The sequence below is a fragment of the Zobellella sp. An-6 genome (assembly GCF_052487945.1).
In genome coordinates, this window is record NZ_CP199259.1 from 2,657,448 (window position 1) to 2,670,574 (window position 13,127).

13 protein-coding genes are annotated in these 13,127 nt (G+C 67.2%); 5 read left to right on the forward strand and 8 right to left on the reverse strand.

The window, feature by feature from the left end:
• Positions 1 to 157 precede the first annotated feature (157 nt).
• Together ACT7DK_RS12370 and ACT7DK_RS12375 are read right to left on the reverse strand one after the other, a co-directional pair.
• On the reverse strand, positions 158 to 535 hold the full coding sequence (locus ACT7DK_RS12370; RefSeq protein ID WP_445399564.1) for a DUF4112 domain-containing protein: 378 nt from the start codon (positions 533 to 535) through the stop codon (positions 158 to 160).
• Between the two features lie 30 nt (positions 536 to 565).
• Entirely contained in the window at positions 566 to 724 is a 159-nt protein-coding gene (locus tag ACT7DK_RS12375; protein ID WP_138887876.1) for a YqaE/Pmp3 family membrane protein, read from the reverse strand.
• 194 nt (positions 725 to 918) lie between these two features.
• Between ACT7DK_RS12375 and ACT7DK_RS12380 the strand changes: the two genes are divergently transcribed.
• The 4 genes from ACT7DK_RS12380 to ACT7DK_RS12395 all read left to right on the forward strand — a co-directional run bounded on the left by ACT7DK_RS12380 (position 919) and on the right by ACT7DK_RS12395 (position 5,360).
• Positions 919 to 2,052 (forward strand): ABC transporter substrate-binding protein, encoded by a 1,134-nt coding sequence (locus tag ACT7DK_RS12380; protein WP_445399566.1) that lies wholly within the window; start codon positions 919 to 921, stop codon positions 2,050 to 2,052.
• A 4-nt stretch (positions 2,053 to 2,056) separates the two neighbouring features.
• Complete coding sequence (locus ACT7DK_RS12385) at positions 2,057 to 3,103, forward strand: FecCD family ABC transporter permease (protein ID WP_198401718.1); 1,047 nt, start codon at positions 2,057 to 2,059, stop codon at positions 3,101 to 3,103.
• Positions 3,097 to 3,882, forward strand: coding sequence for an ABC transporter ATP-binding protein (locus ACT7DK_RS12390; RefSeq protein WP_445399569.1), 786 nt, complete (start codon positions 3,097 to 3,099; stop codon positions 3,880 to 3,882). Before ACT7DK_RS12385 ends, ACT7DK_RS12390 begins: the two co-directional genes overlap by 7 nt.
• Before the next feature lie 224 nt (positions 3,883 to 4,106).
• Positions 4,107 to 5,360, forward strand: coding sequence for an MFS transporter (locus tag ACT7DK_RS12395; protein WP_445399571.1), 1,254 nt, complete (start codon positions 4,107 to 4,109; stop codon positions 5,358 to 5,360).
• A gap of 113 nt (positions 5,361 to 5,473) precedes the next feature.
• On the opposite strand, the gene ACT7DK_RS12400 is transcribed toward ACT7DK_RS12395, so the two are convergent.
• Complete coding sequence (locus ACT7DK_RS12400; protein WP_445399573.1) at positions 5,474 to 5,653, reverse strand: hypothetical protein; 180 nt, start codon at positions 5,651 to 5,653, stop codon at positions 5,474 to 5,476.
• Between the two features lie 5 nt (positions 5,654 to 5,658).
• On the opposite strand from ACT7DK_RS12400, the gene ACT7DK_RS12405 reads away from it, so the two are divergent.
• On the forward strand, positions 5,659 to 6,516 hold the full coding sequence (locus ACT7DK_RS12405; RefSeq protein ID WP_445399575.1) for a LysR substrate-binding domain-containing protein: 858 nt from the start codon (positions 5,659 to 5,661) through the stop codon (positions 6,514 to 6,516).
• Positions 6,517 to 6,977: 461 nt separating this feature from the next.
• On the opposite strand, the gene ACT7DK_RS12410 is transcribed toward ACT7DK_RS12405, so the two are convergent.
• From ACT7DK_RS12410 to ACT7DK_RS12430, 5 genes are all read right to left on the reverse strand, one after another.
• A complete protein-coding gene (locus tag ACT7DK_RS12410; protein ID WP_445399577.1) occupies positions 6,978 to 8,960 on the reverse strand; it encodes an acetoacetate--CoA ligase in 1,983 nt (660 codons plus the stop codon).
• Between the two features lie 11 nt (positions 8,961 to 8,971).
• Positions 8,972 to 9,751, reverse strand: coding sequence for a 3-hydroxybutyrate dehydrogenase (locus ACT7DK_RS12415; protein WP_445399579.1), 780 nt, complete (start codon positions 9,749 to 9,751; stop codon positions 8,972 to 8,974).
• Between the two features lie 35 nt (positions 9,752 to 9,786).
• Positions 9,787 to 11,157 (reverse strand): TRAP transporter large permease, encoded by a 1,371-nt coding sequence (locus ACT7DK_RS12420; protein ID WP_445399581.1) that lies wholly within the window; start codon positions 11,155 to 11,157, stop codon positions 9,787 to 9,789.
• Positions 11,158 to 11,160: 3 nt separating this feature from the next.
• Positions 11,161 to 11,760: a TRAP transporter small permease subunit gene (locus ACT7DK_RS12425; RefSeq protein ID WP_445399583.1), complete on the reverse strand. Its 600-nt coding sequence runs from the start codon at positions 11,758 to 11,760 to the stop codon at positions 11,161 to 11,163.
• A 253-nt stretch (positions 11,761 to 12,013) separates the two neighbouring features.
• Positions 12,014 to 13,096 (reverse strand): TRAP transporter substrate-binding protein, encoded by a 1,083-nt coding sequence (locus ACT7DK_RS12430; protein ID WP_445399585.1) that lies wholly within the window; start codon positions 13,094 to 13,096, stop codon positions 12,014 to 12,016.
• Positions 13,097 to 13,127: the final 31 nt, after the last annotated feature.

Genomic DNA, 13,127 nt, shown 5'->3' on the forward strand with positions numbered 1-13,127 from the left:
AAATAATTTTAGTTAGACTAACTAACTAAAAAGGGAGGCGCAATCCACGCAGCAGCGGTGGAGCAAACCCCTGGACTCCCGCCTGCGCGGGAGTGACAAGGTTGAGAGCAAGAGTGACTGAATCGGGAGAGGGAGCGGCAAACATCAGCCGGCACGCTCACCGCGTTCGCGCCATCCTGTCGAAATGGGCATCCATCAGCCGCACGTTGCGCTGGTTGGCCTTGAAGGCGAAGTCGAACAGATCGCCGAACAGCGGGATGGCGCCGATCAGCAGTTCCAGTAGCACATTCAGCCCCATGCGGGCCAGCACGCCGGCGGGCAGCTTCATGCGGGCGGCTTCCGCGATGATATAGGCCGACAGGCCGGCGGCGACCAGATCCCCCACCCCGGGAACCAGGCCGATAAGGCCGTCCAGGCCAATCCTGAAGCCGCCGGGCAGCCTGATTGAACTGTCCAGCAGCCAGGCCAGGCGCTTCAGGCGAGCCCTGCCGGCATCCGCGCCACCGCCCGCTTGCCCCGGGCGCCGCTCAGGCATCGACCCCTCCCGGGCATAAAGGCCGGTGGCTCATTTTTTGGCGATGACCCACACCGCGTGCACGATGCCGGGGATATAGCCCAACAGGGTCAGCAGGATATTGAGCCAGAAGTGCTTGCCGAAGCCCACCTGCAAAAACACCCCCAGGGGCGGCAGCAGGATGGCAACGATAATGCGGATAAGGTCCATGAGTGAGTCCTCTTTAAGCTGATGGCCGACGATTATATCAGGCGATGGTCCGCTCCTGATCATGGCCCTTGTCAGGCTTGTTTGACGGCGATGACACTGAGTCCATTGATGATGTTGGCATGAACACTTCCCACTTACAAAATGAGAATTGTTTGTAGTATCATCTGTCGTCCTAATAACCAAACGAGAACACCATGCAGCGCAGCCCCCTCCTGACCAAGGCGTTCACCGCCGCCGCGGCCCTCTGGTCGCTGGCCTTGTCCGCCGAAACCATCACCGTCACCGACATCGCCAACCGCCAGGTGGAGGTCGAGGTGCCGGTGCAACGCGTCATCCTGGGCGAAGGCCGCCAGGTTTACCTCACCGCCGTGCTCGACCGGGAGAACCCCTTCCAGCGCATCGTCGGCTGGCGGGACGATTTCGCCAGCGCCGATCCGGACAACCATGCCGCCTACCTGGAAAAATTCCCCGAAATGGCGAAGATCCCCGCCTTCGGCGGCTTCAAGGACGGCACCTTCGACGTGGAGCAGGCGGTGTCGCTCAAGCCCGATGTCATCATCATGAACATCGAGTCCAAGCAGGCCACCGAGGACGCCAAGTACATCGAGAAGCTGGCCGCCGCCGGCATCCCCCTGGTGTACGTGGATTTTCGTGAGCACCCCTTCACCCACACCGAGCCCAGCCTGCGTCTGTACGGCCAGCTGTTCGGCGAGGAGGAAAAGGCCGAGGAATTCATCGCCTGGCGCGCCGCCGAAATCGCCAGGGTGACCGAGGTGCTCGAGCAGCATCAACCCACTCGGCCCCAGGTGTTCATCGACCGGGCCGGCGGCTACTCGGAAGAGTGCTGCATGAGCTTCGGCGACGACAACTTCGGCAAGTTCGTGACCCTGGCCGGCGGCGAGAACATCGCCAAAGACATCATTCCCGCCACCTTTGGCAACCTCAACCCGGAGCAGATCATCGCCTCCAATCCCGACCATGTCATCGTCACCGGCGGCATGTGGGAAGCCTATGTGCCCGGCGGCGGCTGGGTGGGCGTGGGCCCGGGCCAGGACCAGGCCGAGGCCCGGCGCAAGCTCGAGGCACTGACCCAGCGTCCGGCCATGACCGGCATCGCGGCGGTACAAAACCGGCAGATGCACGCCATCTGGCACCAGTTCTACAACAGCCCCTACCAGTTCGTGGGCATCCAGCAGATGGCCAAGTGGCTGCACCCCGAGCTGTTCGCCGAACTCGACCCGGAGGCCACCTTCAAGGAGCTGCATGAGCGCTTCCTGCCCGTCGACTACCGTCCCGGCTATTGGGTGTCGCTGACCGATGCAGAGTAACGCCATGACCCCGGCCGCCGGCAGCGGCCGTTACAAGACCATCGTCTGGCGGCGGCAGTTGCTCCTGCTGGGCCTGGCCGCCGCGCTGCTGCTCAGCCTGTGCGCCGACCTGGCCCTGGGTCCGGCCCGCTACAGCCTGGGCGAAGTGGTGCGGGCGCTGTTCCTGCCCGAGTCGGTGCCGCTGCAGGTGCGGGTGGTGCTGTGGGAAATCCGCATGCCGATCGCACTGATGGCGGTGGTGGTGGGCGCGGCGCTGGCGGTGGCCGGCGCCCAGATGCAGACCATCCTCAACAACCCGCTGGCCAGCCCCTTCACCCTGGGCATTTCCGCCGCCGCCAGCTTCGGCGCGGCCCTGGCCCTGGCCTTCGGGGTGGCCTTCATCCCGGCGGCCATCGCCTGGATGGTACCGCTCAACGCCTTCGTCATGGCCATGCTGGCGGCCCTGCTCATCCACCTGCTCAGCGCCCGGCGCGGCATGACGGTCAACAGCATAGTGCTGCTCGGCATCGCCCTGGTGTTCACCTTCAACGCCCTGCTGGCGCTGGTGCAGTTTTTCGCCTCGACCGAGGCTTTGTCGGCGGTGGTGTTCTGGACCATGGGCAGCCTCAGCAAGGCCACCTGGCCCAAGCTGGCCATCACCACCCTGGCGCTGGCGCTGGTGCTGCCGGTGTTCGTCCGCCGGGCCTGGGCCCTGACCGCCCTGCGCCTGGGCGAAGACAAGGCGGCGAGCTTCGGCGTCAGGGTCGGCCGGCTGCGGCTGGAGACCCTGCTACTGGTGAGCCTGCTGGCGGCCATTCCGGTGTCCTTCGTGGGCACCATCGGCTTTATCGGCCTGGTCGGCCCCCATATCGCGCGCATGATCATCGGCGAGGATCAGCGCTTCTTCCTGCCGGCCTCGGCCCTGGCCGGGGCGCTGATCCTCTCGGTCAGCTCGGTGGTGAGCAAGTCGCTGATCAGCGGCACCATCTTCCCCATCGGCGTGGTGACCTCGCTTATCGGCATTCCCTTCTTCGTTTCCCTTATCCTGTCCCAGACGAGGCGCTCATGGTAAGCATCCGGCTCGAGGCACTCGGTGCCCGCTACGGCAAACAGCTGCTGCTGCAGGGCATTTCCACCCCCACCTTCAAGGCGGGCGAGGTGGTGGCCATCATCGGCCCCAACGCCGCCGGCAAGTCCACCCTGTTCAAGCGCATCAGCGGCCTGATCGACGGCCCCGGCCGGGTGCACGTGGAAGGCCTGCGGCCGGAAGGCGGCGGCATCAGCTACATGCCCCAGGACAGCGCCGCCAGCGCCGCGCTCAGCGTGTACGAGTCGGTGCTGCTGGCCTGCAAGCAGGGCGGCGGCTGGCGCGTGAGCGAGGCCGAGCTGGCCCGCATCGACCAGACCCTGGCGGCGCTCGGCATCGCTTCCCTCGCCTTTCGCCACCTCGGCGAGCTCTCGGGCGGCCAGCGCCAGCTGGTCAGCCTGGCCCAGGTGCTGGTGCGCGAGCCGGACATCGTGCTGATGGACGAGCCCACCTCGGCGCTGGATCTGTCGCGCCAGGTGGAGGTGCTCGGCCACATGAAGGACCTGGCGCGGGAAAAGGGCATGCTGGTGCTGGTGACGCTGCACGATCTCAACCATGTGCTGCGCTTTTGCGACCAGGCGCTGGTGATCGCCGGCGGCCGCCAGGTGGCCTGCGGCCCCACCGCCGACATCGTCACCCCGGCGCTGCTGCGCGACACCTACCAGGTGGAGGCGCGGGTGGAGTCCTGCTCCCGCGGCTTCGGCCATGTGATCGTGGACGATATCGCCAGCCAGGGCCGCACCTTCGCCCTGGCGGCCGGCTAGGGCGCATTGCACCGGGCTGTCGTAGGGTGTGTTGTAGGGTCCACTTCAGTGGACCACCCCGCCAGCGGCGCCGTGGTTTGGTCGAATAAATTCGACCCTTGACGGACGGCGGTTTGAGCCGTAGGGTCCACTTCGGTGGACCGCCCGACCACGGACGGCGGTTTGGCCGCGCGCCGCTTGTTTTTAACTGATCGGTGCCCGATCGGCACCTCACGGACCATAACGTGACCACGACCCACTACCGCCAGAGCTGGCGGATGCTGAGCCCGGCGGCCCGCCTGCTGGTGTGCAACGGCCTGTTCTTCAACCTCGCCTTCTACATGACCCTGCCCTACCTGGCCTTTCACCTGGGCGGCACCCTGGGGCTGACCGGCTGGGCCAGCGGCCTGGTGATGGGCATGCGCGTGTTCAGCCAGCAGGGCCTGTTCCTGCTGGGCGGCGCCCTGGGCGACCGGCTGGGTTACCGGCCCGCCATCGTGCTGGGCTGCCTGGTCCGCAGCCTGGGCTTTGCCCTGCTCGGCTGGGCCGGGGATCTGCCGCTGCTGCTGCTGGCCGCCTTTCTCACCGGCTTTGCCGGTGCCCTCTTCACCCCCTGCGCCCAGGCCTACCTGGCGTCGGAATGCCTGGACGGCCGCCAGCGCCAGCAGGCCTTTGCCCTGCACAACCTGGCCAGCCAGCTCGGGCTGCTGCTGGGCCCCCTGGCCGGCATGCTGCTCACCGACATCGACTTTATGGTGACCGGCCTGGTGTCCGGCGGCATCTTCCTGCTGCTGACCGCCCTGCAGTGGCGGCTGCTGCCCCCCAGCCCCCGCCATGTGCGGGAGCGGCCGCCCTCCTGGGGCGAACAATGGCGGGACTTGATCGGCAACGGCCCCTTCCTGCGCTTTACCCTGATGGCCGCCGCCTACCAGCTGCTGTTCCACCAGCTGTACCTGGCCGTGCCCGCCTACATCAACAGCCAGCAACAGGCCACCGGGCTGCTCGGCGGCGTCTTCACCCTCACCGCCATCATCGGCGTGCTGCTGCAGCTGCCCGCCAGCCAGCTGGTGCAGCGCCGCCTGGGCGTGGCCCGGGGCATGGGGCTGGGCCTGGGGCTGATGGGGGCGAGCTACCTCGCCCTGCCCTGGCTGCAGCCCTGGCCGGTGGCCGCCAGCCTGATGCAGGCGGCCTGCCTGTCGCTGGGCTCCATCCTCTGTTTTCCGCTCTTTGCCGCCCACCTGCCCCACTACGCCGGCGACCGGGCGCTGGGCGGCTATTACGGCTTTTACGCCAGCCTGGGCGGTTGCGTGGCCCTGCTCGGCAACGTGCTGATCGGCGCCCTGCTGGGCGAGGCGGCGGCGACCCCGCCCGCCGCCATCTGGTACGGCCTGGCACTGTGCGGCCTGGTCGCGGGCTGGGCCCTGTACCGGCAACTGCGCAGGGAAGAACGGGCTAACGCCACCGGCGCCCCGCTGGCAAACCCTCGTCGTTCTCTGTAGTCATTCCCCAAGGCGGAAGTCCGGTGCAAACGGTCATGGATCTCCGCCTTCGCGGAGATGACCGGAGTGAAACGACGGAGATGACCAGGGTGAAACGACGGGAATGACGGCAGTTAAACAGCGGTGATAACGGGAACTATCTGGCGGAAAAGCAGGTGATGCACCTTATCATCCAGCCGCGGGCGGCTGACGCCGCCCGTGGACCTGCCCGGCAGATCTGCACCTCGGCGCTGGCTTTCATTGCCGAAGTTAATGACAATAACAGCGTCATTAACTTTGGAAATATTGAGCATCCAGGATGAAGAACCTGCCCACGGATTTGCTGCGTACCTTTGTCACCATCAACCAGTTGGGGGGCTTTACCCAGGCGGGGGAAGTACTGGGCCGCTCCCAGCCGGCGGTGAGCCTGCAGGTGAAGCGGCTGGAGGAGCTGCTGGGCGTGAAGCTGTTCGACCGCGGCCAGGGCTTGCAGCTCACCGAGGAAGGGCAGATGCTGATGAGCTGTGCCCGCAAGATGCTGGAGCTGAACGACGCCCTCGTCTCCCGCCTGGGCTCGCCCCAGGTAAGCGGCGCGGTACGGCTGGGCATTCCCAACGACTTCGAGGTGTCCTTCCTCGCCACCACCCTGGGGCGTTTTTCCCAGTCCTATCCCAATGTCACCCTGGACGTGAGCAGCGACATCAGCGCCAACCTGCTGCACGACTACAAGAAGGGCGCCTACGATCTGGTGATGGCCATCGAGGAAAGCAACCAGCCCCATCCGCGCCTGACCAACTTTATCCTCGATCCCCTGGTGTGGGTGCGCAGCAGCAACCTGATGCTGGAGCCGGGGGCGCCGCTGCCGCTCATCCTCTACCCCAAGGGCTGCCTGTACCGCAAGTCGATCATCAACGCCCTCACCCAGGCCAACCTGCCCTGGCGCATCGTGTACAGCACCTCCAGCCTGCTCGGCATCCACGCCGCCATCAAGGCGGGGCTCGGCATCAGCGTGCTGGCCAAGAGCACGGTGCCGGACGATCTGGAACATTCCCCCGAATATGCCCCCTGCCCGGCCCTCGGCAGCGTGTCGGTGGGCTTTTGCTACAACGGCAACGAGCTGAACGCCGCCAGCCGCATGCTGCTGGATTACCTCAGGAATGCCCTGCACCGGTTGTAGCGGGTGCACGAAGTTGCAGACACGACTGGACTCCCGCCTGCGCGGGAGTGACGGAGTAAGACACGGGAGTGACACCAATTCCGTCATGCCCGCAAAGGCGGGCATCCAGGGCAGGGTGCACCGGCCAGGACCACGGCGCCGGGTCTGCAGACCCGCATGGACTCCCGCCTGCGCGGGAGTGACGGCATAAGACACGGGAGTGACACCAATTCCGTCATGCCCGCGAAGGCGGGCATCCAGGGCAGGGTGCACCGGCCAGGACCACGGCGCCGGGTCTGCAGACCCGCATGGACTCCCGCCTGCGCGGGAGTGACGGCATAAGACACGGGAGTGACACCAATTCCGTCATGCCCGCGAAGGCGGGCATCCAGGGCAGGATGCACCGGCCAGGACCACGGCGCCGGGTCTGCAGACCCGCATGGACTCCCGCCTGCGCGGGAGTGACGAGGTAAGTCCGCGGCTCAGCCCGCTGCGGGGAGCAGGCCGGCCTGCGCCAGGCAGTCGCGGATCTGCTCCAGCGCCCGGGGATTGGCCAGGGCGTCGTGGTTGTCGGCGCGGGCGGCGCCGTTCAGCAGCCGGGCCACCGCCAGCTCCACCTTCTTGCCGCTGCGGGTATAGGGAATGTCCGGCACGGCGATGATGTGCCGCGGCACATGGCGCGGGCTGGCGCCGGTGCGGATGCGCCGGCACAGGGCCTGGCGCCGTTCCTCGTCCAGTCCGCCGGCATCCGCGGGCACCACCAGCAGCACCACCTCCACGTCGCCGTCCACCTGCCGGCCCACCACCAGGCAGTCGCGCACCATGGGCTCCTGCTCCACCTGCCGGTAGATCTCGGCGGTGCCGATGCGCACCCCGCCCGGGTTGAGGGTGGCGTCGGAGCGGCCGTAGATCACGGCGCCGCCCGACTCGGTAAAGGCCACGAAGTCGCCGTGGGCCCAGACCCCGGCGAAGGTCTCGAAATAGGCGGCCCGGTAGCGTTGGCCGTCGTCGTCCTGCCAGAAGGCCACCGGCATGGACGGCAGCGGCTGGCGGCACACCAGCTCGCCGCGCCCGTCCGTCACCTCGCCCCGCTCGTCCATGGCCACCGCATCCACCCCCAGCAGGCGGCACTGGATCTCGCCCCGGCGCACCGGCAGCAGCGGGCAGGCGCCCACGAAGCAGCCGCAGATATCGGTACCGCCGGCGATGGAACCCAGCAGCAGCTGGCCGGGCAGGGCCCGGTAGACCCAGTCGTAGTCTTCCGGCAGCAGGGGCGAGCCGGTGGAGAACAAGAGCCGCAGCCGCTCCAGCCCGAAGCGTTGGCCCGGCGCCAGCCCCTCCTTGCGGCAGCCGGCGATAAAGCGCGCGCTGGTGCCCAGGTGGGTCACCCGCTCCTGCTCCGCCAGTTCCCACAACCGGTGCAGGCTCGGGTGGCCGGGCGAGCCGTCCACCGTGATCACCGTCGCCCCGGCGAGCAGGGCCGAGGCCTGCCAGTTCCACATCATCCAGCCGCAGGTGGTGAAGTACATGAAGCGGTCGCCGCAGGCCAGGTCGCCGTGCAGGATCAGCTCCTTGGCGTGGTTGACCAGGATGCCGGCGGCCCCGTGCACGATGCACTTGGGCTTGCCGGTGGTGCCGGAGGAATAGAGGATGTACACCGGGTGATCCGCCGGCAGCGGGGTGAAGGAAGGCGCGCTCCCCTCCCCCGAGGCCAGGGCACGGTCCCAGCCGGTCACCCCTTCGGCCTCGATATCGCCCAGCTCCGGCAACTGGCGGATGCTGACCACGCAGCGCAGCCCGGGCAGGGCCGACACCACCTCTGAGAACTCTCCGCGCCGGTCGAAGCGCTTGCCGCCATAGCCGTAGCCGTTGACCAGCACCAGCGCCGAGGGGGCTATCTGGCCGAAGCGGTCCAGGATGGCGCCGGCGCCGAAGTCGGGCGAGGCCGAGCTCCACACCGCCCCCATGCTGGTGGCCGCCAGCATGGCCACCAGCGCCTCGTAGCCGTTGCTCACCACCCCCGCCACCCGGTCGCCGCAACCGATGCCCCGGCTGCGGAAAAAGGCCTCCAGGGCGCCCACGTCCCGGCGCAACCGGCCGTAGCTGTAGCGGGCCACCGGGCCGGTTTCACTGTGGCAGACCACCGCCTCCCGGCTCGCCCCCTCGCCCTCGCCAAAGCGCAGCAGGTTGGCGGCGAAGTTCAGCCGCATGCCGGGAAACCACTCGGCGCCCGGCATCTCCCGCCGGCCCAGCACCCGCTCGGCGGGCACCGCGCAGCGCAAGCCGCAGAAGTCCCACACCGACTGCCAGAAGACCTCGAGTTCGGTGATCGACCAGCGATGCAGGGCCTGGTAGTCGGCGAAGGAACCCAAGCCCCGTTCTTCGAGCCAGGCCAGGTAACGGGCCAGCTGGCTGCGTTCGCGCAGGGCGGGGCTCGGGGTCCAGAGAATGTCGTGCTGTTGCATGGGGTCGCCTCCTATTGCATGTGCCAGCCGTGGCTGACCACCACCGACTGGCCGGTGAGCGCCGCCGAGGGAAAGGCCGCCAAATGCACCGCCAGCTCGGCCACGTCTTCCAGGGTGGTGAATTCGCCGTCCACCGTGTTTTTCAGCATCACCGCGCGCACCACTTCTTCCTCGCTCAGGCCCAGCTCCCGGGCCTGCTCGGGGATCTGGCGCTCCACCAGCGGCGTGCGCACGAAGCCCGGGCAGATGATGTTGCTGCGCACCCCGTGCTCGGCACCTTCCCTGGCCACCGCCCGGCACAGGCCGAGCATGCCGTGCTTGGCCGCCACGTAGGGCGCCTTGAGCGGCGAGGCTTCGAGCGAGTGCACCGAGCCCATGTACAGCATGGTGCCGCCGCCGTTGGCGTACATCTGTTGCAGGGCGGCCCGGGTCACCAGGAAGGCGCCGTCCAGGTGCACCTTCAGCACCCGGCTCCAGTCCGCGTAGGAGAGCCGGTGCAGCGGCTCTATGTGCTGGATGCCGGCGTTGGCCAGGGCGATGTCCAGCCGGCCCCAGTGGCGCACCAGCCGGGCCACGCCCTGCTCCACCGCCTGCTCGTCGGTCACGTCCATGCCTAAGGCGATGGCGTTGCCGCCCGCCGCGACGATGGCCAGGGCCACCTGCTCGGCCCGGCCCAGCTCCAGATCGGCCACCGCCACCCGGGCCCCCTCCCGGGCATAGTGCTCGGCGATGGCCCGCCCTATGCCCTGGCCGGCGCCGGTGATCAGCGCCACTTTGTTGTCAAGACGCATGGTTGTTTCTCCTTGTTAAGCACCACTTCCGTGATTCAACGGCCGCCGTAGATACGCTCGGGCAGCCAGGTCGCCAGCGGCTCGAACCAGAACACCAGCGCCAGCCCCAGCAATTGCAGGCAGATGAAGGGCAGCACGCCCCAGTAGATATGGCGGGTGCTGATGCCCGGCGGGCACACCCCCTTGATGTAGAACAGCGCAAAGCCCACCGGCGGGGTCAGGAAGGAGGTTTGCAGGCAGAGCGCGAACAGCACCGCAAACCACACCGGCTCCACCCCCAGCGAGAATACCACCGGCGCCACCAGCGGCAGGATGATCAGGGTGATCTCCACCCAGTCGAGGAAGAAGCCCAGCAAAAAGGTGATGAAGAGGATGGTCAGCAGTATGCCGGTGGTGCCGAACGGCAGCCCGGTAATGGCCTGGCGGATGACGTCGTCGCCGCCCAGGCCGCGCAGCACGGCGGCAAAGACGGTGGCGCCGATAAAGATGCCGAAGATAAAGGCGGTGGTGCGGCTGGTCTGGTACAGGGACTCTTTCAGCACCTCCATGTTCAGCCGCCGGCTCAGCCGGGCCATCAGCAGGGCGCCGGCCGCCCCCACCGCCGAGGCCTCGGTGGTGGTGGCGATGCCGAGGAAGATGGAGCCCAGCACCGCCACGATCAGCACCAGCGGCGGCACCACGGCGCACACCACGTCCCACCAGGCGCCAAGGTCCATGCGCTCGCCCCGTTCGGGCGCCGGCGCCGCCTCCTTGTCGAACCAGGCCAGCAGCACTATGTAGAGCACGTACATGATCCCCAGCATCAGCCCGGGGATGAGCGCGCCCATAAACAGCTTGCCCACCGACGCCGAGGGCGTGCCCAGCCGGTCCGCCATCAGCACCAGCATGATGCTGGGCGGCACCAGTATGCCGAGGGTGCCCACCGAGCAGGCGGTGCCCACCGCCAGGCTCTTGTTGTAGTTGGCCTGCATCATGGGCCCGAGCGACAGCATGCCGAGCAGCACCACGGAGGCGCCGACGATGCCGGTGGAGGCCGCCAGCAGCACCCCCACTATCACCACGGTCACCGCGTAGCCGCCGCGCAGCGGCCCCAGCACCCGCACCAGGCTGTGCATCAGCCGCTCGGCGATGCCGGAGCGGTCGAGCATGATGCCCATGAAGATGAACAGCGGCAGCGCCACCATCAGCTCGTTGGCCACGATGCCGAAGATGCGGGCGTCCAGCACCCCCATGGTGCCGTTCCAGGTAAACCAGAGGTTGGCGTCGAACTGCTCCACCAGCACCCAGCCCAGCAGGGCGAACAGCAAGCCGGTGCCCGCCAGCACCCAGGCCACCGGAAAGCCCAGCAGCAACAGCACCATAAAGGCGCCGAACATGGCGATGACCAGTAAGGTTTCCAGTTCCATGCGTTATTTCTCCATGTCCGGCAGCAGGGCCCCGCCCCGGCGCGGGGCCGGCGCGTCCGTGCTGGCCCGGGGAAAGGCGAACAGCAGCGTCATGCAGCGCAGCCCGCGGGAAAACAGGGCGATGGCCACCAGCATCAGGCCCAGCGGCAGGGCGCTCTTGAAGATAAAGCGATAGGGCAGGCCGCTCGGCGCCTGGGAGCGCTCGCCGTAGACAAAGGCCTTGTAGGCGTAGGGAATGAGCACCTCGATCATCAGCAGGATGACCGGCAGCGCCAGCAGCGCGATGCCCGCCAGCTCGATGATGGCGCGGGTGCGCAGGGAAAACTTCTCCCGCAGCACGTCCACCCGCACGTGGTCGTCGCGCACCACCGCAAACCCCAGGGTCAGCATCATGGCGATGCCGAACAGGTGCCAGGACAGCTCCTCCAAAGCGATGGAGCCCGCCGACAGCACGAAGCGGCTGAACACGTTGGCCAGTACCACCGCCAGCACCGCCAGCCAGAGCCAGGAGCTGAGCCGGCCCACGGCCGCCACCAGGGCGTCGAGCCGGCACGAGATCCGGTTGCTGGGCAGCTCGGTGCCGGATTCATTGGGTTGAGACATAGCTACCTCGTTCACAGGTAAGGATGGGGCGGGCACCGCCGCGCCCGCCGCAGTTTGTTGACAAAGTCTCTTTTCTGTTTTTTCGCCAAATATTTTTCTTTACCACCGTTATTTGACCATCGTCATCTCCGCGAAGGCGGAGATCCATGAAACATGGCACTGGACTCCCGCCTTCGCGGGAGTGACAACAGACAAAGGCAACGGTTTGTCAGCTGGATGAGGCGGGCACCATGGTGCCCGCCGTGTAAGAGCCTCAGTCGTACTGGTAGAAGTCGCGCGGCAGGTAGCCCTTGCCGTGCCAGATGGCGTGGTGTTTCATGAAATTGCGCTGGCTGGTCAGCACCCGGTTGAACATCTCGTCCTCGGCGGCGATGTCGTTCATCACCTGGGCGGTGACCTTTTCCAGCTCGCGCAGCACCGGCTCGGGCAGCACCTGGGCCCTGACCCCTTCCTTCTCGTAGTCGCGCAGCGCCGTGGGCTGGGCCCACTCGCTCTGGGCGAAGCCCTTGAGGGTGGCCGACTCGCAGCCCATCTCGATCAGCGCCCGGGTCTGGGGCTCGAGGCCGTTCCAGACGTCCTTGTTGACCAGCAGGTGCGAGGTGGTCAGGGTCTGGTGCCAACCGGGCATGATGTAGTTTTTCACTATCTGATCCAGGCCCAGCATCTTGTCGATGGCCGGCTGGGAGAACTCGGTGGCGTCGATGGTGTTGCGCTCCAGCGACTGGAAGATCTCCGCCCCCGGCACCATGGTGACCGAGGCGCCCAGCCGTTCCAGCACCTTGCCGCCGATGCCGGCGAAGCGGATGCGCAGATCCTGGAAGTCCTCCAGGCTCGCGATCTGCTGCTTGAACCAGCCGGCCCCTTCCGGCCCGATGATGCTGCACAGCATGGGGTGGATGTTGCGCTCGGCGTAGATCTCCTCCAGCAGGGCCTTGCCGTCGCCTTCGTAATACCAGGCCAGGTAGGCCGGCGGCTCCATGTTGAAGGGCGCGCCCGAATAGAGCGGCAGGGCGGCGATGGTGCCCTGGTCGTAGCCGACCCAGGTGTAGCCCGCCGGGTACTTGCCCGAGCCCACCGCGTCCATGATCTCGAAGGGCGGTACCAGTTCGCCCGGCTCGTAGTAACGCAGCTGCACCTCGCCGTCCGAAATGGCCGCCAGCGACTCGGACAGGTGTTTGACCGGCGTGGTCAGCCCCACCAGGTGGGAAGGAAAGGCCAGCGGCACCTGCCAGCGCACCTTTTCCACGGCGGCGGCCGGGGCACTGATCACTCCGGCGCACAGCGCGGCGGCGGCCATACCCTGGGTAAAGCGGGACAACGTGTTCTTGATCGACATGGATTATTCCTTCTGCTTGGTTCAATCCTTG